The sequence below is a fragment of the Saccharopolyspora sp. ASAGF58 genome (assembly GCF_012277335.1).
GTDB lineage: Bacteria > Actinomycetota > Actinomycetes > Mycobacteriales > Pseudonocardiaceae > Saccharopolyspora > Saccharopolyspora hattusasensis.
The window spans coordinates 4337806-4360092 of sequence record NZ_CP040605.1 but is presented as its reverse complement, the minus strand read 5'-3'; the positions used below and the strand labels follow the sequence as shown (position 1 = coordinate 4360092).

The 22287-nt window shown below is 69.6% G+C and carries 22 protein-coding genes; 7 read left to right on the top strand and 15 right to left on the bottom strand.

The genetic code is table 11. The features are described 5' to 3' along the window. Window positions 1-132: 132 nt before the first annotated feature. The gene (locus tag FDZ84_RS20870) at window positions 133-900 is read left to right on the top strand and encodes a carboxylesterase (protein WP_168587278.1); all 768 of its coding nucleotides are present in this window, start codon (window positions 133-135) and stop codon (window positions 898-900) included. Further along, window positions 897-1367 carry a DUF308 domain-containing protein gene (locus FDZ84_RS20865; RefSeq protein ID WP_168587277.1) on the top strand — a complete coding sequence of 157 codons (471 nt, stop codon included), beginning with the start codon at window positions 897-899 and terminating at the stop codon, window positions 1365-1367. Before FDZ84_RS20870 ends, FDZ84_RS20865 begins: the two co-directional genes overlap by 4 nt. 128 nt (window positions 1368-1495) lie before the next feature. Here the strand turns inward: FDZ84_RS20865 and FDZ84_RS20860 are convergent, their stop codons facing one another. From FDZ84_RS20860 to FDZ84_RS20840, 5 genes are all read right to left on the bottom strand, one after another. Next, window positions 1496-2428: an ROK family protein gene (locus FDZ84_RS20860; RefSeq protein ID WP_168587276.1), complete on the bottom strand. Its 933-nt coding sequence runs from the start codon at window positions 2426-2428 to the stop codon at window positions 1496-1498. Continuing rightward, window positions 2422-2793, bottom strand: coding sequence for a hypothetical protein (locus tag FDZ84_RS20855; protein ID WP_168587275.1), 372 nt, complete (start codon window positions 2791-2793; stop codon window positions 2422-2424). Before FDZ84_RS20855 ends, FDZ84_RS20860 begins: the two co-directional genes overlap by 7 nt. 3 nt (window positions 2794-2796) lie before the next feature. Next, entirely contained in the window at window positions 2797-4014 is a 1218-nt protein-coding gene (locus tag FDZ84_RS20850) for an ArsA family ATPase (RefSeq protein WP_168587274.1), read from the bottom strand. Between the two features lie 38 nt (window positions 4015-4052). Further along, the gene (locus FDZ84_RS20845) at window positions 4053-4496 is read right to left on the bottom strand and encodes an SRPBCC family protein (protein WP_168587273.1); all 444 of its coding nucleotides are present in this window, start codon (window positions 4494-4496) and stop codon (window positions 4053-4055) included. A 63-nt stretch (window positions 4497-4559) separates the two neighbouring features. Next, window positions 4560-5348: a metallophosphoesterase gene (locus FDZ84_RS20840; protein ID WP_168590222.1), complete on the bottom strand. Its 789-nt coding sequence runs from the start codon at window positions 5346-5348 to the stop codon at window positions 4560-4562. A gap of 242 nt (window positions 5349-5590) precedes the next feature. Here FDZ84_RS20840 and FDZ84_RS20835 point away from each other — a divergent pair, with 242 nt between their 5' ends. Beyond that, the gene (locus FDZ84_RS20835) at window positions 5591-7402 is read left to right on the top strand and encodes a long-chain fatty acid--CoA ligase (protein WP_168587272.1); all 1812 of its coding nucleotides are present in this window, start codon (window positions 5591-5593) and stop codon (window positions 7400-7402) included. 186 nt (window positions 7403-7588) lie between these two features. Here FDZ84_RS20835 and FDZ84_RS20830 read toward each other — a convergent pair whose 3' ends face one another. From FDZ84_RS20830 to FDZ84_RS20820, 3 genes are all read right to left on the bottom strand, one after another. Further along, window positions 7589-8890 (bottom strand): basic secretory family protein, encoded by a 1302-nt coding sequence (locus FDZ84_RS20830; RefSeq protein ID WP_246868306.1) that lies wholly within the window; start codon window positions 8888-8890, stop codon window positions 7589-7591. A 96-nt stretch (window positions 8891-8986) separates the two neighbouring features. Then, entirely contained in the window at window positions 8987-10039 is a 1053-nt protein-coding gene (locus FDZ84_RS20825) for a C40 family peptidase (RefSeq protein ID WP_246868305.1), read from the bottom strand. Window positions 10040-10410: 371 nt separating this feature from the next. After that, window positions 10411-11724, bottom strand: a complete 1314-nt coding sequence (locus tag FDZ84_RS20820; protein WP_210435024.1) for an NYN domain-containing protein — start codon at window positions 11722-11724, stop codon at window positions 10411-10413. A 627-nt stretch (window positions 11725-12351) separates the two neighbouring features. Here FDZ84_RS20820 and FDZ84_RS20815 point away from each other — a divergent pair. Further along, window positions 12352-14070 (top strand): DEDD exonuclease domain-containing protein, encoded by a 1719-nt coding sequence (locus FDZ84_RS20815; protein WP_168587271.1) that lies wholly within the window; start codon window positions 12352-12354, stop codon window positions 14068-14070. A gap of 43 nt (window positions 14071-14113) precedes the next feature. On the opposite strand, the gene FDZ84_RS20810 is transcribed toward FDZ84_RS20815, so the two are convergent. The 5 genes from FDZ84_RS20810 to FDZ84_RS20790 all read right to left on the bottom strand — a co-directional run bounded on the left by FDZ84_RS20810 (window position 14114) and on the right by FDZ84_RS20790 (window position 18912). Further along, window positions 14114-14539, bottom strand: coding sequence for a PPOX class F420-dependent oxidoreductase (locus FDZ84_RS20810; protein WP_168587270.1), 426 nt, complete (start codon window positions 14537-14539; stop codon window positions 14114-14116). A gap of 94 nt (window positions 14540-14633) precedes the next feature. Next, window positions 14634-16286, bottom strand: a complete 1653-nt coding sequence (locus FDZ84_RS20805; protein WP_168587269.1) for a cytochrome bc complex cytochrome b subunit — start codon at window positions 16284-16286, stop codon at window positions 14634-14636. Continuing rightward, complete coding sequence (locus tag FDZ84_RS20800) at window positions 16283-17410, bottom strand: ubiquinol-cytochrome c reductase iron-sulfur subunit (RefSeq protein WP_168587268.1); 1128 nt, start codon at window positions 17408-17410, stop codon at window positions 16283-16285. Before FDZ84_RS20800 ends, FDZ84_RS20805 begins: the two co-directional genes overlap by 4 nt. Then, a complete protein-coding gene (locus FDZ84_RS20795) occupies window positions 17407-18213 on the bottom strand; it encodes a c-type cytochrome (RefSeq protein ID WP_168587267.1) in 807 nt (268 codons plus the stop codon). The genes FDZ84_RS20800 and FDZ84_RS20795 overlap by 4 nt, the downstream gene beginning before the upstream one ends. 87 nt (window positions 18214-18300) lie before the next feature. Continuing rightward, on the bottom strand, window positions 18301-18912 hold the full coding sequence (locus tag FDZ84_RS20790; protein ID WP_168587266.1) for a heme-copper oxidase subunit III: 612 nt from the start codon (window positions 18910-18912) through the stop codon (window positions 18301-18303). Window positions 18913-19006: 94 nt separating this feature from the next. Here FDZ84_RS20790 and FDZ84_RS20785 point away from each other — a divergent pair, with 94 nt between their 5' ends. The 3 genes from FDZ84_RS20785 to trpD all read left to right on the top strand — a co-directional run bounded on the left by FDZ84_RS20785 (window position 19007) and on the right by trpD (window position 21159). Then, window positions 19007-19435, top strand: coding sequence for a hypothetical protein (locus FDZ84_RS20785; RefSeq protein ID WP_371812907.1), 429 nt, complete (start codon window positions 19007-19009; stop codon window positions 19433-19435). 121 nt (window positions 19436-19556) lie between these two features. Next, a complete protein-coding gene (locus tag FDZ84_RS20780; RefSeq protein WP_168587265.1) occupies window positions 19557-19964 on the top strand; it encodes a hypothetical protein in 408 nt (135 codons plus the stop codon). A 157-nt stretch (window positions 19965-20121) separates the two neighbouring features. Then, on the top strand, window positions 20122-21159 hold the full coding sequence (trpD, locus tag FDZ84_RS20775; protein ID WP_168587264.1) for an anthranilate phosphoribosyltransferase: 1038 nt from the start codon (window positions 20122-20124) through the stop codon (window positions 21157-21159). 106 nt (window positions 21160-21265) lie between these two features. Here trpD and FDZ84_RS20770 read toward each other — a convergent pair whose 3' ends face one another. Both FDZ84_RS20770 and FDZ84_RS20765 read right to left on the bottom strand, forming a co-directional pair. Next, window positions 21266-21568, bottom strand: coding sequence for an Lrp/AsnC family transcriptional regulator (locus tag FDZ84_RS20770; RefSeq protein WP_168587263.1), 303 nt, complete (start codon window positions 21566-21568; stop codon window positions 21266-21268). Between the two features lie 312 nt (window positions 21569-21880). Continuing rightward, on the bottom strand, window positions 21881-22279 hold the full coding sequence (locus tag FDZ84_RS20765; RefSeq protein ID WP_010695317.1) for a cytochrome c oxidase subunit 4: 399 nt from the start codon (window positions 22277-22279) through the stop codon (window positions 21881-21883). Window positions 22280-22287: the final 8 nt, after the last annotated feature.

Sequence of the window (22287 nt, the reverse complement as noted above, 5' to 3'; positions counted from 1 at the left end):
GGCACAATGCGGCCTCGCCATCGGTGATCTCGCCGGTGCGATCGCGGATGAATCGCCAAGGCCGCCCCGCATGTCGGCCTCGCATGCGACGATGAGGCGATACTGGCTCGCCGATGCTGTTTGGAGGCCGCGGTGCCCGTGCTCCCCGGTGCCGAACCGTTCGTCCACGAGGGTTCGGAAGACATCGGCGTGCTGCTCTGCCACGGCTTCACCAGCACCCCGCAGAGCATGCGGGCCTGGGGCGAGCACCTGGCGGCGGAGGGATACACGGTCCGCTGCCCGCTGCTGCCGGGCCACGGCACCCGGTGGCCGGACCTGAACCGGACCACCTGGCTGGACTGGTACCACGCCACCGAGGCCGCGCTCGCCGAACTGCGCGACCGGTGCCGGTCGGTGTTCGTGTTCGGCCAGTCCATGGGCGGCACGCTCACCCTGCGACTGGCCCAGCGGCATCCCGAAATCGCCGGGATCGTGCTGGTCAACCCCTCGGTGACGACGCTGCGCAAGACGGCCCGGCTGCTGCCGCTGCTGAGCCGGCTGTGGCCGGCGGTCGGCGGGATCCCCGGCGACATCGCCAAACCCGGCGGTTTCGAACTCGCCTACGACCGGTTGCCACTGCGCGCGATGGCCAGCCTCCAGCAGCTGTGGGGGATCGTGCGCGACGACCTCGGCCGGGTGCGCCAGCCGCTGCTGCTGTTCCGGTCGACCGTCGACCACATCGTCGAACCGGTCAACTCCGCGATCGTGCTGGACGGGGTCGCAAGCGTTGATCTCGCGGAGGTCGTGCTGGCCGACAGCTTCCACGTAGCGACCTTGGACCATGACGCGCGGGCGGTGTTCGCCGGTAGCGTCGAGTTCCTGCAACGAATCCACCGCGAACGGGCCGAGGAAGTCGTATGAACACGCGCCGCGACAACCCCGATGGGCCGGAGGACATCGACGCCGCATTCGCCGAGATAGTCGCCGACCTGGAGCGGGACTCGACGTTCGCGCGGTGGCCCGAGGACGTCCCCTCCGACCGCGCCGCGAATACCGCGAGTGCGGTCTCGGACGCGGCCGAAGTCGAGCCGCAGCCCGAGCGCGACGCGGGACCGCGGGACTGGACGCCGCAGCCCGACGAGGAGGACGAGCACTTCGTCCCGCCGGAACCGCCACCGCTGCCCACCCCGCGCATCACCACGCTGCTGGGGATCGCGGTGATCGCGGTCGGCGTGCTGGTACTGCTGGTGCCCGGCCTGGCCGGGATGGCCAGCTCGCTCTCGATGCCGCTGGGGCTGGTGCTGATCAGCGCGGGCATCGGATGGCTCCTGCTGCGGCTGCGCCAGGGCCCGCCGAACTCCGGCAACGACGACGGAGCCCAGGTCTGACGTCGTCCCGCAATTTCAATGGAAATTGCGGAACTCCGGCGTGTCAGAGCCCGACACGCCGAACGCTGTGGAGAACTTCCGCAATTTCAATGGAAATCGGACCTTCGATTTCCATTGAAATTGCGGCGTCAGGTCGGGTGTGGGGCTTTGGTTAAGGCGTGTTCTCGGGCCAGGGCCGCCGCGCCGATCATGGCCGCCGAATCCCCGTAGTGGGCCACCGCGATCCTCGCCAGCGGTCGGTGCCCGGCTCCGGTGATGGCCGTGGCGTAGTACTCGCGGGCATCGTCGAGGAACAGGTGCGCCGAGTCGGAGACCCCGCCGGCGATCACCACCACCTCCGGGTCGTAGACGTCCGTGACCAGCGCGAGGCCCTCGCCCAGCCAGCGCGCCAGGTCGGCCACCGCGCGGCGGGCGACCGGATCCCCCGCCTCCGCCGCGCGCGCCACCTCGACACCGGTCTGCTCGACCGGCGCTCCCGGCTCCTCCTGCCGGAGTTCCGCCGCGGTGGCCGCCAGAGCGGTGCCGCTGCAATACCGCTCCCAGCAGCCGCGTTTCCCGCACGAACACGGCCGCCCGGCTGGGATGACGCGCAGGTGCCCGAGCTCCGGCGCGATTCCGTAGGCCCCGCGGAACACCTCGCCGTTGATCACCAGCGCGCTGCCGATGCCGGTGCCGATGGCCACCAGCGCGGCCACCCGCGCTCCCGCTGCCGCGCCGAAGCGCTGCTCCGCGACGGCGGCGGCGTTCGCGTCGTGCTCCAGGACCACCGGCAGCCCGAGCCGGTCGGCGAGTTCGTCGGCGACCGCGACGTGCCGCCACGCCAGGTGCGGCGCGAATCGCACCACCCGGCGGTCCTCGCTGACGAACCCGGCGACTGCCAGGCCGACCCCGGCGACCGGGTACCGGTCGGACAACGCGCGGACGGTGTCCGCGACCGCCGCGTTCAGCTCGGTGCTGGTGGCCGGCGTCGGAACGCGGTGGATTTCCAGGATCTCGCCGTGCTGATCCACCACGCCGGCCCGCACGCTGGTCCCGCCGACGTCCACTCCGATGGTCAGCACTGCGACACGGCCTCGGGTTCGTCGGCCAGCACCGTGCCGTCGACCCGCTGGACCCGGATCCGCTGGACCTTCGACACCACCGGAACGTCCTCTTCGGACTGCTCGGGCTCCGCCGCCGGACGCTGATCGGCCAGCATCTGCCGCAGCGCCTGAACGATCCCGACGAGCTGGTCGTTGACCTCCGATCTATGCCCGCGCAGCAGCGCCACGGCTGCACACAGTGGACACCAACCGCAGTCGGCCTTACCGCCGGAGTCGGCGTCCTGATCGCAGCCACGCAGGTATTCCTCGGCCTTTCCGGCGGCCGCGTCGAGCAGCAGGCGGAGTTCCTCGAAGAGCTGGTCGTGCCGGGATTCGTCGCGCATCTCTCACCGCATCCACAACTCGGGGTCGGGCCGGAACCGCACGGTCAGCCCGTCGTCGCCGGCGACCGCCGAGATCACGATGCACCGCTGGAGCACCGCAGGCAGCGCGAAAAGCCGCCGGCGGCCGTCGACGGTGATCGCCAGCTCGGCGCCGATCCGGGCCAGTTCCAGGTCGGCCGACGGGTGCAGCGGCAGCGCGATCCGCATGGCGTACTCCGCATCCAAGCCGCGTCCACCGCCGGTGACCTGCATGGACGGCGTGCCCGACAGGTTCTCCAGCGGGTTCACCTCGGCATAGAGCTCGTCGCCGAGCGCCAGCAGCGCCTCCGCACCGACCGGCTCCGCGGCGCGATGCTCGACCACCCGAAGCGGAAGATCCGTCGCGCCCCGCAGCGTGTCGAGCACCTTCTCCTGCTCACGGCGACGGGTGCGCAGCCACCCGGCCGCGGCGCCGCGCGCCGATCCCGGGTGCGGCACCAGGCGGTTGGCCACCAGGCCGTCCACCCGGATCTGCTGCAGCGCCAGGGCGGTCAGCGTCCGGCGGGTTTCGGCGGCCACCACCGACTCCGGGGTGAGCACCAGCCGGACGCTGGTGCCTTCGTCGCCGAGCATGCCCTTGAGCCCTGCCAGCCGTTCCGCGAGCCGCCCCAGTCCGTCGGCGACGGAGTCCCAGCGCTCGACCTGCTCGCTGCCGGCGATGCCGGCCAGCAGGCCGCGCACGGCCCGGCGGTGCGCCGGGAACAGCCGTTCCAGGTAGCCGGCCAGCGATTCGGGCAGCGCGAGCAGCCGCAGCGTCTCGGCGGTCGGGCCGCAGTCGACGATCACGGTGTCCCACAGCCCGCTCGCGGCGAACCGGTGCACCTCGGTGAGCGCCAGCAGGTCCTCGGCCCCGGGCAGCACCGTGAGCTCTTCCGCGTCGACGTCGTCGACGCCCGCGCCCTGCAGCATGGTCCGCAGATGTTCTCGCAGTTCGCGCCAGGTGCCGTCGACCAGTTCGCGGGTCTGCACCTCGGCCGCGTGCAGCATGGCGCGCGAACCGTCCAGCCGAACTTCGCGCGGATGCGCGCCGAGGTCTGCGTCGAGCGCATCGGCCAGCGAGTGCGCCGGGTCGGTGGAGACGACGAGCACCTTGCCGCCGTGCCCGGCAACGCGGGCGGCGGTGGCTGCCGCGAGGGTGGTCTTGCCCACCCCGCCTTTTCCGGTGAACAGCAGGATTCGCAACGGATCGTCTCGGTCTCTGTCGGGCTTCGGCCGGTGCCCTACTTCGCGCCTTCGACGCGGCGCTTGAGCTCCTTCAACGCCGTGTCCATGATCATCTTCTCGGCCTTGCGCTTGAACAGGCCGATCATCGGGATCGCCAGGTCCACGGCCAGGCTGTAGGTCACCTCGGTGCGGTCGTCCGGCAGCGGGTTCAGCCGGTAGCTGCCCTGCTGCGCCTTCTGCACGCCCCCTTCGACGAGCTCCCAGCTCACCGACAGCCCGTCAGCCGCCCAGTCGTAGACGTTGACGTACGTGTCCTTGACCACCCCGGCGTCCAGCACGAAGCGGACCTTCGCCGCGTCGCCGTCCGAGGTGTGCGAGAGCACCTCGGTCTCCTTCACCGCTTCCGCCCACTCCGGGTAGGCGGCGAAATCCGCGATGGCTGCCATGATCTGCCCGGCGGGGGCCTCGATCACGATGGATTGGGTGGACTGATCGACCATGCGCCGCAGGTTACCGGGTGCGAGCGGCGGCAGCGGCACGGAGGAGCCGGGTTTTCCTCACCTTCACCACTGGATCACGTACGGCCGCCCGGTGCGCTTGAAATGCCCGACGTTGACGCACTCGGTGCGCCCGATGCGCATGCGCTGCGCCAGCGGCTGGTGCACGTGCCCGAACAGCGACCACCGCGGCTGGTCGGCGGCGATCCGCTCCACCAGCGCGGTCGAGCCGTCCTCGGGCCGCCGCGCCACCACGTCGTAGACCAGCTCCGGAAGGGCGGGCGGCAAGTGGGTGCACAGGACGTCCACTTCGGGCAGCGCCGCGACGGCGGCGTTGTACTCGTCCTCCGGCCTGAGGTACGGCACCCAGGCAGCGTGACGGCGCAGCGTCGCACCCGTCGGCAGCAGGGTGCCACCGACGAAACCGAAGGTCAGGCCGCCGATCTCGACGCTCTCGCCGTCCAGCACGTGGATGCCGTCGCGGGCGAACTCCGGCCACAGGCGGGGCGCGTCGACGTTGCCGGGGGTGGCGTAGGCGGGCGCGTTCATCGCGCCGAACAGCTCGTCGTACTGCTCGCGGACGGCTTCCTCGACCACTGCCGCCGGATCGGTCAGCCCCGCCCACAACGAACGCACGTAAGCCCCAAACTCGGGCCCGCGGCGGCTGCGCCGCAGTTCGGCGAACCGCGCCACCTTCTCCGGGCCGAAAACCCGCCCCAGGATGCCCTTGCCGTGGTCGTGGTAGTCGACGAAGTCGATCAGGTCGCCGAGCACCACCAACGCGTCCGCGCCGTCCCCCGCGCGCTTGAGGGCCTCGACGTTGCCATGGACGTCCGAAACGACGTGGACGCGCAACTCAACTCCCATCCGCCGACAATTCCTACCTCGAACCTAATCCGTTCCGGTACCGCGGTGGAACGCCGGTTGCCGGCGGGTGTCCCGCCAGAAAGCGCAGGCCGCCGACCGGCGGCACCGCGCTGATCGCCGTGACGACTACGCTGTGCTGACTGCAGCGGGAGGCCCCGCAGGACTACCGCTCAGTAACTATCGGCGTTAGGTTGTGCCCCACTGACTGGTGTGTTTTCGGAGGTTTCGACGTGCGAGAGTTCAGCGCACCCGCCACAACGACTGTGGCCGAGGACGAGAACCTCACCGACATGGTGTGGGCCAACGCGGAGCGCTTCGGGAGCACCGTGAGCTTCCGACGCCGAGTGGACGGCACCTGGGTCGACGTCACCGCCGCCGACTTCGCCGCGCAGGTGCTGGCCGTGGCCAAGGGCCTCGTCGCCACCGGCCTGCAGGCCGGTGACCGGGTCGGGCTGATGTCGCGGACCCGGTATGAGTGGAGCCTGCTGGACTTCGCGATCTGGACGGCCGGCTGCGTCACGGTGCCGATCTACGAAACCTCCTCCGCCGACCAGGTGGAGTGGATGCTCAACGACTCCGGCGCCAAGGCCGTGATCGTGGAGACCGCGGCGCACCGCGCCGAGGTGGACAAGGTCATCGACCGGCTCTCCGAGGTCTCCCACGTCTGGCAGATCGAGGGCCCGACCAGCGGCGGAGCCGCCGGCGTGGTCGACGAGCTGACCGCGCTCGGCGCGGAGGTCGAAGACCGGGACCTGCATCTGCGCCGCCGCGCGGTGTGCGCCGAGGACCTCGCGACGCTGATCTACACCTCGGGCACCACCGGTCGCCCCAAGGGCTGTGTCCTCACGCACCGCAACATGCTCGCCGAGGTGCGCGCGGACATCGAGGCGTTCCCGCAGCTGACCCGGCCGGGCAACTCGATGCTGATGTTCCTGCCGATGGCTCACGTGCTGGCCCGCGCGATCAGCGTGATGTGTGTGTACGGCAGGGCCACCCTCGGTCACACCAGCGACGTCAAGGACCTCGTCACCGACCTCAGCTCGTTCCGGCCGACGTTCGTGCTGGCCGTGCCGCGGGTGTTCGAGAAGGTCTACAACACCGCCAAGCAGAAGGCGCACGGCAGCGGCAAGGGCCGGATCTTCGACCTCGCCGAGGACACCGCGGTCGCCTACAGCCGGGCCGTGGACGGCGGTGGCGCCGGCCTTGGGCTGAAGCTCAAGCACACCCTGTTCGACAAGCTCGTGTACGGCAAGCTCCGGGCAGCGCTCGGCGGTCGCTGCATAGCGGCGGTCTCCGGTGGCGCGCCGCTGGGCGAACGGCTCACGCACTTCTTCCGCGGCGTAGGCGTACCGGTGCTGGAAGGCTACGGGCTCACCGAGACCACCGCCGCCGCTGCGGTGAACGTGGAGTGCGCGTTCAAGGTCGGCACCGTCGGCAAACCGGTGGCCGGCACGTCGGTGCGCATCGCCGAGGACGGCGAGGTGCTGATCAAGGGCGACGTCGTGTTCCGGGAGTACTGGAACAACCCGATCGCCACCGAGGAGTCCCTCAAGGACGGCTGGTTCCACACCGGCGACCTCGGCTCGCTGGACGACGAGGGCTTCCTCAAGATCACCGGCCGCAAGAAGGAGATCATCGTCACTGCGGGTGGCAAGAACGTCGCCCCGGCGGTGCTGGAGGACGCGCTGCGGGCGCACCCGCTGATCAGCCAATGCATGGTGGTCGGCGACCAGAAGCCGTTCATCGGCGCGCTGATCACCCTCGACCCGGAGTTCCTGCCGTCCTGGCTGGCGAACAACTCCCGCCCGGAGAACACCGCGGCGTCCGAGCTGATCGACGACCCGGACCTGCGCGCCGAGGTGCAGAAGGCGGTCGACGAGGCCAACAAGGCGGTGTCCCGCGCGGAGCAGATCAAGCAGTTCCGCATCCTGTCGCAGGACTTCACGGAGGCCTCCGGCGAGCTGACGCCGAGCATGAAGCTCAAGCGCAACAAGGTGGCCGAGAACCACGCGACCGAGATCGAGGCCATCTACTCCAAGTAGGAGCGCTCGTCCTCGCAGGGCCGCCAATTTCGCGAGAAATTGCGCCCACCCCGGGTGACGGGGCATCGTCGCGCTTCGTGATCGCCGCGGTGCGTTCGTGCAGCGTGACCTCGCCAGCTCACTGAGCCGGTTAAGGGAAGTTTCAAGCGACTTGCCCGTCCGAAGGTCTCCGTCGCCTCGAAAGAGTCAGCCGAAGGTGTTGGGGAGATCCGCTCGCCAGTCGGCGACCAGCTGGTCCTTGGTGAGGCCCGTAGTCTCGCGGAGAGCTTTGTCCACTGTGGTCGGTGAGTTCGAGGCCGCGACGCGGCGGTAGAGGTCCACGAGGCGTCGTTCGCCGAGGCGTTCGGCGAGGTGGCGGACCACCGACCAGGATTGCTGGTACGCCAGGTCCAGGCGTCGTCCGCCCTGGTGGAAGTCGCCGTCGTCGGGCAGTTTCGCCGGCGGCCCGGTCTCGCGTAGTTGGCGGACCAGGTCCGGGGCGATGTACTTGGGCGCCACCCCGCTCCCGCGGTAGCCGACGTAGTCCGCGAAGCCCTCCAGCATCCACATCGGCGCACCGTCCACTGTGTCCGCGCGGGCCGCGGTGTGCGTGATCTCGTGCCGCAGCACCACTCTCAGGGCGGTGTCGGAGAGCTCGCTCGCCGCCTTCGGGTTGAGCACCACGCGCGGGCCCTCCACCCGGCGAGCCGCGACGTCCACCCGATCGGCCACCGCCACCGCCGCGATGTCGTCCACCGCGAATTCCGGCCCCACCAGCGACCGCAGCTCCTCCCGGGACTCCGGCAGCACCACGCCGACCCGCTGGGACCAGCCCGGGCCCCAAATCCGCGTCACGTCGGCCACGGCGGCGTCCAGCTGCCGGGCCACCCGCTCCACCGGCTGCCGGCGGTGGCCGATGACCATTCCGGTGGCGGTGCGGCGCACCTGGCACAGCCCGAAGTCCCACGGGCCGCGCCAAACGTTCCCGTGCGCGCCCTCGTCGCCCGCGAGGTACCAGGAACCGCCGCGCCGGGCGAACACGTAGCCGAGCGGGCGCTGGGTGGGCACGCTGTCCACATCGGTCAGCGCGTAGCGCAGCACCACCCGCGGCGCCCAGGTCTCGTCAGCTTCGGGCACCGGGGGCCGGTCCCCCGTCGCGCCGTCCAACTGGTAGGCCCACTCGGTGACCGGGATCGTCGCGAGGTTCCGGAAGAGTTCGTGCTGTCGCCGCTGGAAATCCAGCGGCGACTTCGGGTCCACCGTGGCCGCGAACGCCGACTCGTCGCCGGACCGGACCGCGGCGGCCCGCTGCTCCAGCAGGCGCCGCACAGCCACCTCCGGCGGCGACGTCGCGACGGTGAACCCAGCCCGCCCCGACACCTGCACCGGCGCGCTGCGCGGAAGTTCCGGCGACGGCAGCGAAAGCAAGGAAACCCCGGCCAGCACGGCGCCGGCGGCGGCAGCCGCCAGCCACCCCCGATACGTCCCCGGCGCAGGCACAGGGCGCATCGTATTCCCGGTCACATCGGTGGACCCGTGGCCCCCCGACACACTTTCGGGGCCGGCACTTCGTGGTGCCGGCCCCGGAAGTCAAGTGGTGCAGGCTCAGCCCGCGATGCGGCGGATGGCCGTAATCGGGGCGATCGTCTTGTAGTCGGCCACCTTGACGACGTCGCCCTCGGTGGGGGCGTGCACCGCCTTGCCGTTGCCGATGTACATGGCGACATGGCTGACCGGGCTGTAGTAGAAGATCAGGTCGCCCGGCTTGAGGTCGCTGGCGGAGACGCTGCGGCCCTCGGTGACCTGGGTCTTGGTCGAGCCGCCGATGGTCACGCCGGCCTGCTTGTAGGCCCAGTAGGTCAACCCGGAGCAGTCGAAGGTCGACGGACCCTTCGCGCCCCACACGTAGTCCGAGCCCTGCTTGCCCAGCGCGGCGTTCACCGCGGCGACCGCCGCACCGGCGCCGGCGATCGAGCCCACGCCCGTCTCGCCGTCGGACTTCAGCGAGTCGCGGTCCGCACTGCTGAGCTCGTTGTAGCGCTGCCTGGCCTTGGCGATCTGGTCCTGCATCGCCTTGGTCTTCTGGTCCAGGTCTTCGGCGATGCGCGCGGCATCCGTTTCGGCTTGCACGGCGCGGTTGCGGGCATCCTGCGCGGCGCGCTCGGCGGTTTCGGCCTGCTGCCGCGCCGAGGTCAGCGCCTTGATCGCGTCGTTGTTGTCCTTGGCCAGCACGTCCAGAGCGGACGCGCGGTCCAGGAAGTCGTCCGGGGTTTCGCTCACCAGCAGCGCCGACAGCTTGTTCAGCCGGGCACCCTGGTAGGACGCGTGGGTGAGCTGGTCGACCTGGCCGCGGAACCGCCCTTCCTCGGCGCGGGCCTGGTTGGCGACCTGCTCGGCCTGGCCGGCCTCCTGGTTCGCCCGGTCGAGCTCGTCCTTCTTGGCGTTGTGGTCGTCTTCGGCCTTCTTGGCGTCCTCGGTGAGCTGTTCGGCCTGGTGCTGGAGCTCCTGCACCTGCTTGGCCGCGTCTGAGGCGTTGTTCGGGAGTTGCGGGTCTGCGAGCGCCGGCCCGGAGGTCATACCAACGACGGCTGCGACCGCGGTTGCGGCCAGGGCACCTCGCAAAGAGCGCTTAAGTCGGTGCGACTCCACGTCGCGCACTGCTCCTTCGTCTCCACCCGCTTACCGCCCGGTTGCCCCCTGCCCGGTGCGGCCCGACTCCCCGACAAGTCGATGTAGCGGTGCCCCGCGGGCCGCCCGGTCTGGGCAACTGATCGCCACGAGGTCCCGAGTAGGTTACGAAAGGTGAGCCGCAACGTCCAGAAGCGGGTCGAAAAATTTGTGCATCCATGCACAAGACCTCTAACGGAGGAGAGTCGTGCGCTCACGGTGACGAATCTTGCGGCTTAACTACCTGGGATAGCGACGGAAAAATCCACCCGATAGGGAGATCTGGGACACCTGGGTGATCGATTATGAGATCGGCCACGCACCCACCGATTCGCCAGGCGGTCGGTTGCATCGGCAAGCTGCTAGACCCGGTTCAGCCGGGCCAGCAACATCGCAGACGAAACGGCATAAGCGCCACGTCGGCGGACGGAGGTGACCACGGCCCGGTCCGAGGTCGCCACCACGACTTGACGCCCCTTCGGCTCGGCGGAGACGAGATCCCGGATGACGTCGTCGGCCTGCACCCCGGCCTCGCTGAACAACACCCGGACCCCGCGCGGCCCGGCGGTCGGCACCGCCAGCACGTCGGCGCCGTCGAAGACCACGGTGACCTCCGCGCCAGTCCGCGCCGACAACGCGGCCAACTGGTGCGCCAACCGATCCCGCTGATCCGAAAGCGGCAATTCCGGATACCCGGTCTTGGTCACGTTGTAGCCGTCGACGATCAGATGCACGGCTGGCAACGCCAGCAACCGGTCCAACGCGGCGACGTCCGGCACCTCGCCGGTCGCGCCGGAATGAGCCCGCACCCGCTGCACGACGTCCGCGGGCCGCGGCCCGCTCCCGCTCGCCCCGAGCTCGCGCCGCAGGCCGCCTACGGCGCCCTCCAGCGTCTCCAGCAGCAGCGCCAGCCGCACCTCGTCGCCCTGACGGGCTTCTCGGGCGGACTGCCGCGCCACCTCCACCTCGGCGCTCGCGCGCTCCGCGCGCCGTCGCTCGTCCTGCGCTCGCGTCCGCTCGCGGTCCCGCTCCGCAGCGATCTCGCCGAGCGCGGCCTCGCGCTCCTCGCGGACCTTCTCCAGCTCGCTGCGCGCGTGCTCCGCGGCGTCCTTGGCTTCCTTGAGACGCACGCCCTGCTCCCGCAGGCGCTTGCGCAGCCGGTCCGCCTCCGCGCTGCTCTCGCCACCTACCCGGTCGGCGATCTGCTTGGCTTCGGTGAGTTCGCCGCGCAGCCGCTCGACGTCGGCGTTCAGCCGTTCGACTCGCGCCGTCGCGGAGTCGCGCTCGGCGCGCAGCTGGCCCTGTTCGGTGCGGAACGCGATCAGCTCCACGTAGTGCGGCGCGATCGGCGAGCCGAGCAGCACGGCGGCCGCGGCGACCGCGACCGGGTCGGCGTCGTCGAAGGCGAGTGCCCCGGGGCGGTGGTTGCGGCACCAGTCCACAACGGCGGTGTGGAACACCCCGGAGTCGCGCAGCGCGGCGATCAGCACAGGTTGGCCCAGCTTGGCCCGCTTGGCGGGGGCGAAGCGGCCTACCGGGCGAAGCTGCGCCGGCACGTCCGACGCGCGCATCTCGTCCAGTGCGCCGGCAGCGAGTTCCGCCAGCCGGAGGCGAAGCGGGCCGGGCAGCGCGTCCCAGTCGATCAACGGGCCACCGGCCTGCTGCGCACTGTCCACAGCAGACTCGTCGGGGGTGGGGGTGTCGGCTGACCCCGGCTTCGGCGGTACCACCCCCACAGGCTAACGGCCGGGGTCCCGGAATCCCGCATCCACCGACCCTGTCGCGGTAGCGGGACCAACTCGAACCCTCCCACGCATGAATGGGGGGTTTCCTGGCTCTCGCTGCCCGGCCGCTCGGCGAGCAGCCTGGTCTTCCGCGATCAACGCCAGCCGGGTTGGAACCAGCCCGGTTTCCCCAAAAAGGCAAAAGGTTGTTGTGCTGGCTTGATTCTCGCTCAGCGCGCCGATGGCCCGACCGAATCGCCTGGTCGCCTCGTGCACAGACTTGACGCGTTTCCTCCCTGTCCTGAGAGCCTGTCGGCGAAGCCGTCCGCGCCTTTGGAAGCGGCGTAGCCGCTTGCATTCACCTTGCCAAGACGACCATCGGCGGGTTCTGAGAGGTTTCCTGGCGAGGACGGCCCCTCCGCCGCGTATTGGACATACATCAGGAGGGACACCCGCAGTCCAGGAAACCTCTCAGGTTCCGCTAAGCGACCACCCACACAGACCATTCACCAACAGGCTCTAACCGAAGACCGGGGCGATCACCGGTCCTGTCGGTAGCGGGCCGTAACTTGAGCGCCGATGTCCGCGCACCCGCAACTGTCCTTCGACGAGCTCCTCACCACCGAGGAAGTCCCGCTGCACGAGGTGACCTTCGTCGTCGTCGACCTGGAGACCACCGGTGGTGACCGCGACGGGGACGCGGTCACCGAGATCGGTGCCGTCAAGGTCCGCGGCGGTGAAGTGCTCGGCGAGTTCGCCACGCTGGTGAACCCGGATCGCGGCATTCCGCCCTCGATCGTGTCGATCACCGGCATCACTGAGGCGATGGTCGTCGACGCGCCCCGCTTCGACGCCGTGCTGCCGGTCTTCCTGGAGTTCTGCCGCGGCAGCGTGCTGGTGGCGCACAACGCCCCGTTCGACATCGGGTTCCTCCGCGCCAACTGCGATCGGCTCGGCCTGCGGTGGCCGAAGCCACAGGTGGTGGACACCGTTCGGCTGTCCCGCCGGGTGCTGACCCGCGACGAGACGCCCAACCACAAGCTCGGCACGCTGGCGCGGGTGCTCAACGCCCGCACCGTTCCCGTGCACCGCGCGCTGGACGACGCTCGCGCCACGGTCGACGTGCTGCACGCCCTGCTGGAGCGCGTCGGTCCGCTCGGGGTGCGAACGCTGGAAGACCTGCTCGGCCACCTGCCGGACGTCACGCCGCAGCAGCGGCGCAAGCGCGGCCTCGCCGACGGTCTGCCGAACTCGCCGGGCGTCTACCTGTTCCGCGGCCCGAAGGATGAGGTGCTCTACGTCGGCACCGCGACCGACCTGCGGCGGCGGGTCCGGCAGTACTTCACCGCCGGGGAGCGGCGCAGCAGGATCAAGGAGATGGTGACGATCTCCGAGCGGGTCGACCACGTGGTGTGCGCCCACCCGCTGGAGGCGGAGGTCCGGGAACTGCGGCTGCTCGCCGCGCACCAGCCGCGCTACAACCGGCGTTCGAAGTTCCCGCAGCGCGCCTGGTGGGTGGTGCTGACCGACGAACCATTCCCGCGCCTGTCGGTGGTCCGGATCGCGAAACCCGATGCGCTGGGTCCGTTCAGCTCCCGCCAAGCCGCCGCCGACGCCGTCGAGGCGCTCCAGTCCGCCACGACCGTGCGGCGGTGCGCTGAACGCATCCCGGCGCGCGAACCCAGCGGCCGACCTTGCGCCCTGTACGAGCTGGAGCGCTGCGGCGCGCCCTGTGCGGGCCGTCAGAGCGCCGAGGAGTACGAGCCCGCAGTGATCTCCATCCGGGACGTCATCCGCGGCCGCAGCGCCGATCTGCTGGATCGGCTGCGCGACGAGCTCGACCGGCTGTCCGCCGCGCAACGCTTCGAAGACGCCGCCGTGCACCGCGACCAACTGGCAACGCTCGTACGCTCGCTGGACCGCGGGCAACGCCTGGCCGCCCTGACCAGCGTGCCCGAGCTCGTAGCGGCCCGGCCGGACGGCCGAGGCGGCTGGCACCTGTCGGTGATCCGGCACGGGCGACTCGCCGCCGCGAGCACCGCCCGGCGCGGCGTCCCGCCGATGCCGATCGTGGATCTGCTGCAGGCGTCGGCGGAGACCGTGATCCCCGGTGCGGGACCACTGCACGGCACGACCGCCGACGAAGCACGGGTCGTCTACCGCTGGCTGACCACCGGCGGCACCCGCATGGTCCGCTGCAGCATCCCGTGGGCCGAACCGGCGAACGCCGCGGGTTCCTGGCGCGCCTGGTTGGAGAAGGCGACCACTGGCCGCACCCCCTACGCCGCGATCAACTGAAGATCGTGGCCACCTGCCCGCGGAACCAACGCCCCTGGAGCCGTCAGCCCGTCATGTCGAGGCTGGCGATCACCTTGGTCGGCCGGATCCGGACCACCAGCTCCCCCGGCACCCCGTTGCGGCGGCCGAACTCCGCGGCCCGGTCCCGTCCCATGTAGCGGCCGCCGATCTCGGTCGCCGTGCGCAGCAGCTCGGCGGGGTCCTCCGAGATCTCCGCGATGCCCTGCACCTGCACGAACGCGAACGGCGGCTCGGGCAGGTCCGCGCACAGCGCGACCCGCGGATCGCGGGCGATCGCGCGGCCCTTCGCGGTGTTCTTGCCGGTGTTGAACACCACGTCGCCGCCATCCAGCACGAACCACACCGGCGCGACCAGCGGTCGCCCGTCGCTCGCGGTGAAGCCGAGCATGCCGGTGCGGGTGCCCGCTTCGAGGAAGCCCCGGATCTCCGGATCGTTGATCGATGTCACGCGGGCAACCGTAGTGGGCCCGCCACCACCTCGCGATCTCGGAAAACGACGAGGCCCGGCACCCCTCGGGGGCCGGGCCTCGATCGAACTGCGCTTACTCGGTGGGCTGCTGCGGCTTGCCAGCGGTCAGCTCGCGCTCCGCCTGCTGGACCTCGTCCTCGTGCCGCGCCCGCTCCAGCGCCGCGGTCTCCTCGATCGGGTCCGGGGTGAGCAGGCTGCCCGCCACCGGGCTGCCGGCCGCGCCGAGCTTGTTCATCTTCTTCGGCACCGGAGCGCCCTGGTAGGGCAGCGGCTCCGGGTGGCCGTGGTCGTCCACCGGGCCGAGCGGCTGGTGGACCTCGATGAACTCGCCGTGCGGCAGGCGCTTGATAATGCCGGTCTCCACGCCGTGCTCCAGCACCTCACGGTCGCTGCGCTGGAGGCCCAGGCAGACCCGGTAGGTGATGTAGTAGGCGATCGGCGGCAGGATCAGCAGGCCGACGCGACCGGCCCAGGTCATTGCGTTCAGCGAGATGTTGAACTCGAACGCGACGATGTCGTTCGCACCGGAGATCATCAGCACGCCGAAGAGCGTCAGCGCCATCGCACCGAGACCGGTCCGGACCGGCGCATCACGCGGCCGCTGGAGCAGGTTGTGGTGCGCGTTGTCCTTGCTGAGCTTGCGCTCGATCAACGGGTAGGTCATCAGCAGGGTGAACAGGATGCCCATGCCGATGACACCCGCGAAGAACACCGGCGGCACGGTGTACTTGCCGATGTAGAGCTCCCAGGCGGGCCAGATCCGCAGGATGCCGTCCGCCCAGATCAGGTACCAGTCGGGCTGCGAGGCCGCCGACACCTGGGACGCGTTGTACGGGCCGAGGTTCCAGACTCCGTTGATCTGGAAGACACCGGCCAGGATCGCGCACACGCCGGTGACCAGCGCGAAGAACGCACCGCCCTTGAGCGCGAAGACCGGCATGATCCGGACGCCGACGACGTTGTTCTCCTTGCGCCGCACCCCGGGGAACTGGGTGTGCTTCTGGTACCAGACCAGCGCCAGGTGCACCGCGACCAGCCCGAGCATGATGCCCGGGATCACCAGCACGTGCAGCACGTACAGCCGCGGGATGATCTCCGTGCCCGGGAACTCACCGCCGAACAGCGCCCAGTGGATCCAGGTGCCGAGTACCGGGATCGACAGCACGATCCCGGACAGGGTGGCCCGGATACCGGTGCCGGAAAGCAGGTCGTCCGGCAGCGAGTAGCCGAAGAAGCCCTCGAACATGCCCAGCATGAACAGCAGGGCGCCGATGGTCCAGTTGCTCTCGCGCGGGCGGCGGAACGCACCGGTGAAGAACACCCGGAACATGTGCGCCGCCATCGCCGCGACGAACAGCAGCGCCGCCCAGTGGTGGAGCTGCCGGATGAACAGACCGCCGCGCACCTCGAACGAGATGTTCAGCGTCGTCTCGAACGCCCGGGACATCGGGACGCCCTGGAGGTTCTGGTAGACGCCGTTGTAGACGACCTCCTCCATCGAGGGGTCGAAGAACAGCGTCAGGTAGACGCCCGTCACGATCAGGATGATGAACGTGTAGAGCGCGATCTCCCCGAGCAGGAACGACCAGTGCGTGGGGAAGACCTTGTTCAGCTGGCGCCGCATGCCCTTGGCGAGCTGGTACCGCGAGTCGAGCTCGTCGGCGGCGGTGGCCACCTTGCGGTACGTGGCGCTCTCCGCCTTTGTCGGTCGAGTGATCGAACTCATGAATTACGCTCCCAGTACGCCGGGCCGACCGGTTCGATGAAGTCGCCCTTGGCCACGAAATAGCCGTCCTCGTCCACCATGATCGGAAGCTGCGGCAGCGCCCGCGTGGCCGGACCGAACACCGGCTTGGCGTAGGTGTTGACCACGTCGAACTGAGACTGGTGGCAGGGGCAGAGCAGGCGCCCGGTCTGCTGCTCGAACAGGGAGGTCGGGCAGCCGACGTGGGTGCAGATCTTCGAGTAGGCGTAGTAGTCGCCGTAGTTGAAGTCTTCCTGGCCCTTGCGCTTGACCGGCTTGCTGCCGGGGCGCAGCCGGATCAGCATGACCGGCGCGTCGCCCTTGCGCATCGAGGCTTCGAGCTCGTGCTCGTCGTGCCGCATCGACTCCCGGAACGGGAAGACGGTCTCGAAGCCGCCCGCGTCGATGTCCTCCGGCCGCAGCAGGGAGATCTCGTGCGGATCGCCGGTGTTGCGGCGCAGGTAGGTCTTCTCGCCGTTCTCCGACAGCCACCCGGTGTGCTTCAGGGACTCCGGCCCCTCGGTCGCCCACGGGTTGCGGACCAGACCGCCGATCGCGAACACGCCCGCGCCGACGCCGAAGGCACCAGCACCGAAGCCTGCGGTGCGGCGGATCATCGACCGGCGGGTGATGCCGCTGCGGTTGCCCGCGTCGGCGAGCAGCGCGGCGGTGGTCTGCCGGTCGACCTCGTCGGAGCCATGGCCGTCGTGCCGCTGCTGGACCGCGACCTCGTGCGGGATGAACTTCTTCTGGTACTGCACGACGGCGATGCCGACGGCCAGGATCGCCAGGCCGAAGAAGAAACCGATCAGCGGGTTGTACAGCGAGTAGATGAAGTGCGCGCGCTCGTCCGACGGCGGCACGTAGCCCCACGGCCAGAACACGAAGACCGCGATGAACGCCAGCGCCGACAGGCCGGCGAGGGTGAACCAGGCGGCGACCACTCGCTCCGCCCGGCGCTCCGCGCGGGTGCCCGGCACGGGCCAGTTGTCCCGGTACTCGACGAGTTCGACGTCGTCGAGCGTCAGGCCGAGCCGGACCTTCTCGTCGCGGCTCATCTCGGCGAGTTCGGCGTCGGTGTATTCCGTCTTGTTGTGCTCACTCATGCCCTGGCTCCGATCCACAGGGTGAGGCCGATCAGCGCGCCGAGCCCGACCACCCAGGCGATGACACCCTCCGGCCCGGGCCCGTAGCCGCCCAGGTCGTTACCACCCGGGTTGTTGTTGCCGTTGGTGACCGACTTGACGTAGCCGATGATGTCCTGCTTCTCCTCCGGCGTCAGCTGCCGGTCCGAGAACTTCGGCATGTTCTGCGGGCCGGTGAGCATCGCCTCGTAGATCTCCTGCTCAGTGGCCGGCGCCAGGTTCGGCGCGAACTTGCCGGAGGACATCGCGATGCCACGGCCGGTGAAGTTGTGGCAGGACGCGCAGTTGAGCCGGAAGAGCTCGCCGCCGCGCGCGGTGTTGCTGCCCTGCAGCGCCTCACCGGTCTTCTTCGGAGACTCCGGCCCACCGCCGTAGGTCTGCACGTAGGCGGCCAGCGCGTCGATCTCTTCCGGGTTGAACTTCGGCGGCTTGCGCATCGCCTGCGCTTCCTGGCGCACCATCGGCATCCGGCCGGTGGCGACCTGGAAGTGCACGGCGGCCTCGCCGACGCCGACCAGGCTCGGTCCGCGGTCCTGGACGCCCTGCAGGTTCGAACCGTGGCAGGAGATGCAGGCGTTGTTGTAGAGCTGCTCGCCCTGCCTCACCAGAGCCGGGTCCGCAGCGGCGTGCGCGGTCTGCGGCTCGGGAGTCACGACGGTGTACAGCCCGCCGGCACCCACCAGCGCGATGCCCAACGCCAGTACACCGGAGATCCGCCGCTTGAGCTGCGAGCCCGCGCGGTTCCGTTTCTTGTTGGTGGTCATGAGAGCGGCAACCCTTGCTGTCCGGTTCGGGGTGTTCGGTTTCGACCTCGTGAGAAAAAGCCGATCAATGGGACCCTGCTTCAGCCGTCATGGGACGAGGTAGATCACGGCGAACAGGCCGACCCACACGATGTCCACGAAGTGCCAGTAGTACGACACCACGATGGCGGCGATGGCCTGGGCCGGCGTGAACTTGCTGAGCTTCGTCCGGATGATCAGGAAGATGAAGGCGATCAGCCCGCCGATGACGTGCAGCCCGTGGAAGCCGGTCGTCATGTAGAAGACCGTCCCGTAGGCCGACGACGCGATCGTGGTCGCGTGCTCGGTGACCAACGTGTAGTACTCACCGGCCTGCCCGAGCACGAAGAGCGTGCCCATGATCAGCGTGATCACGTACCACCGGCGGAGGCCGAAGACGTCACCCCGTTCCGCCGCGAACACGCCCCACTGACAGGTGAACGAGGACGCCACCAGGATGATCGTGAACGGGAGGGCGTACGGGAGGTTCAGGTGAGTGGGCGGTGGTGGCCACTCGCCCTCGTTCTGCGCCTTCACCGTGAAGAACATGGCGAAGAGCCCAGCGAAGAACATCAGCTCGCTGGCCAACCAAACGATGGTGCCTACGCTGACCATGTTCGGCCGGTTCAGCGAGTGCACGCGTTGACTGATTGAGGGCGCTGCCGTTGTCACGCGACGCATTATGTCTTGCACGTTTTCCCCTCGCGCCTTCGGGTCCGGCCGTCAGCCGCAGGGTGGTCGGATTGCAGTCCGGAGGTAACGCACTGTGAAAAGCATCCACGCACGGTGGTCGGCCTTCTGGGCCGCCCGCAGGGCCCGCAGCAGGCCCGTGACCAGCGTCGACGATCCCGCGCTGGAGGTCGTCGTGACCGCGTTCGACGAAACCGAGGCCGCCTCGGCCGCCCTCGCCCGCGCCGAGCGCTGGCAGCCCGAACTACCTGCGGTCTTGCGCCACCACCTGACCCTTCCGGAGTGCTCGATCGAGGCCGCCCGAACCCTGCTGGACGCCGACGGCTGGGAACTTCGCCCAGGTGGGCGGGGTAGCGAGCTCGCCGCGCCAGGCCTGACCGCGTTGGTCGCGCTGCGTGTCCAGCGACTCGACGCGTTGCATTGCTCACAGGAGAGTTCCCGGATGGCCGGGCTCGCCCAGCGCCACGGCGGTCAGTCCTTCGGCTGGGACGCCCTGCAACCCGACCCGAACTGATCGACTTCTGGTTGATCGATTTGCCTGGGCGACTACTGTTCGCCCCGGTCGGGCGGATAGCATCCGGAGATGTACGGCGGTCCCACCGCCCCATCCTGCGCCGACCCGCGAGGAGCTAGTGATGAGCACACCGACCACGAACGTTCTCGTGTTCAGCCATCGCCCCGAGATCCGGGAGGCGATCATCACAGCGATCGGGCGCCGACCGGCCCCGGATCTCGCCAGGCTGCACTACATCGAGGCCGGGACCGTGGCGCACGTGCTCAGCGAGGTCGACGCGGGCCACGCGGACCTGGTGATCCTGGATGGCGAGGCGCAGCCGACCGGCGGCATGGGCGTGTCCCGGCAGCTGAAGAACGAGATCGCGCAGTGCCCGCCGGTGGTGGTCGCTGTGCGCCGCAAAGACGACCGATGGCTGGCGACCTGGTCGCAGGCCGACGCGGTCCTGGTGCACCCGCTGGACCCGCTGGCCGCGGCCGAGACCGTCGCCGAGGTCCTGCGTTCGCAGGGCAAGCCGGTACCCGCCTGACCTGACGTTGCGGGATGATTGGCGCAGCGGCGCGGTCCGCGCTCCCCTTTCGGGAGGCACCGGCGCTGCGTCCTCGGGTCGCGGCTCGTGGAGCGTCCGTTGCACCGCGTCGGGGCCGCCGCCGCTTGCTGAAGACGGAGTGAAGAACGTGGAAACCATGGCGGGAAACTGGGCAGGACTGCTGGGCAGCCTGGTCGCGGGTGAGGATCTCTCCGCGGAGGAAACCGCCTGGGCGATGGACCTGATCATGTCCGGGGAGGCCTCGCCCGCGCGGGTCGCGGCCTTCGTGGTCGCGCTCCGCGCCAAGGGCGAGACGCCCGCAGAGGTGCGCGGGATGGCCGACGCGATGCTCGCGCACGCCCGGCGGTTGGAGATCACGCAGCGCTCGGTGGACATCGTCGGCACCGGCGGTGACCGATCCGGCAGCGTGAACATCTCCACAATGGCTTCGATCGTGCTCGCCGCGTCCGGCATCACGGTCGTCAAGCACGGCAACCGAGCCGCGTCGTCGAAGTGCGGCACCGCGGACGTGCTGGAGGAGCTCGGCGTGGCCATCGACCTTCCGCCCGAGGGCGTGCGGCGCTGCGTCGAGGAGATCGGCATCGGGTTCTGCTTCGCGCCCGTGTTCCACCCCGCGTTCAAGCACGCGGGCGGCGCGCGGCGCGAGATCGGCATTCCGACGGCGTTCAACGTGCTCGGGCCGCTGACCAACCCGGCGCTCCCGGCGGCGGGCCTGATCGGCTGCGCCGACTCCCGGATGGCACCGGTGGTGGCCGAGGTGTTCGCCTCCCGCGGCAATTCCGCGCTGGTGGTGCGCGGCGACGACGGCATGGACGAGATCACCACCACTGCCGACAGCACGGTGTGGGTGGTGCACGACGGCGCGGTCCGCGAGGACCGGATCGACCCGCAGGAGTTCGGCATCGCCCGCAGCCGCCCGGAGGACCTTCAGGGCGGCGACGCGACGGTCAACGCGAAAGCAGTCCGCGATCTCCTGGGCGGCGCCACGGGCCCGGTGCGGGACGCTGTGCTGCTGAACGCGGCCGGCGCGGCGGCGGCCTACGACGGCCCCGCAACGAACCTCAGCGACCAGCTCAACGCCGGATTGGAGCGCGCGGCGAACGCGATCGACTCCGGTGCCGCCGCGGACCTCCTGGACCGCTGGGCTGCGCGCTCCACAGCCCTCCGCGCCTGACCTGGTGCCAGACCACATCACAGTTTCAATTGAAGCCATGCCACCACTCCGGTGTACCACAGTCTCAATTGAAACTGTGGTCCGTCAGGCTCCTTCAAGCGCAGTTTCAATCGAAACTGCGAGGTAACTCCTCTTCGAGGCCGATGGAAAACGCCGCTTCGGTGTCCCTGCGGGAGTAGGAGCGAAACGCGATGTGGGTGTCCGTGTCGAGGACGCCCTCGACCTTGTTGATCCGGCCGGGCACGATCTCGGCCAGGTCCTCGTGGCGGGACACCCGCAGCATGGCGATCAGATCCACGTCGCCCGCGCAGGAGTAGACCTCGTCGACGCCGTCCAGGTCGGCGATCTCCTGGGCCGCCTCGGCGAGGCGATCGGCGGCGGTCTGGATCAGCACGATCGCGGTGATCACGGCAAAACCTCCTGCTACAGCGGTACTGGAAGATCTTAGAGCCTGTTGGTGAATGGTCTGGGTGGGTGGTCGCTTAGCGGAACCTGAGAGGTTCCCTGGACTGCGGGTGCCCCTCCTGATGTATGTCCAATACGCGGCGAAGGGGCCGTCCTCGCCAGAAAACCTCTCAGAACACGCCGATGGTCGTCTTGGCAAGGTGAATGCAAGCGGCTACGCCGCTTCCAAAGGCGCGGACGGCATTCGCCGACAGGCTCTTAAACCGCGCAGGCCCCCGGGTCCGGTGGACTCGGGGGCCTGCGCTCGGTGTCGTCGTCAGTGGTGGCTCTGACCGGTGTGGTACTCGAACACCAGCCCAGCCACCATGATCAGCACGAAGCCGACGGCAATGACGATCATCCACACGTGGAAGAACGCCAGGGCCAGACCGGCGAAGGCGGCGGAGGCCGCCAGACCCACCGGCCAGTAGCTACCCGGGCTGAAGAAGCCCAGCTCACCGGCACCGTCGCTGATCTCCGCGTCCGGGTTGTCCTCGGGCCGGTCCTCGATGCGGCGCGCCACGAACGAGAAGTAGCTGCCGATGATCAGGGACAGCCCGCCGACCAGGATCAGCGCCACGGTGCCGACCGGCTCCTTGGCCCAGACCCCGTACACGATCGCGGACAGGAAGAAGAAGATGGTGATGTAGTTGAAGATCTTGGATTCGACCTTCATGGAGTCCT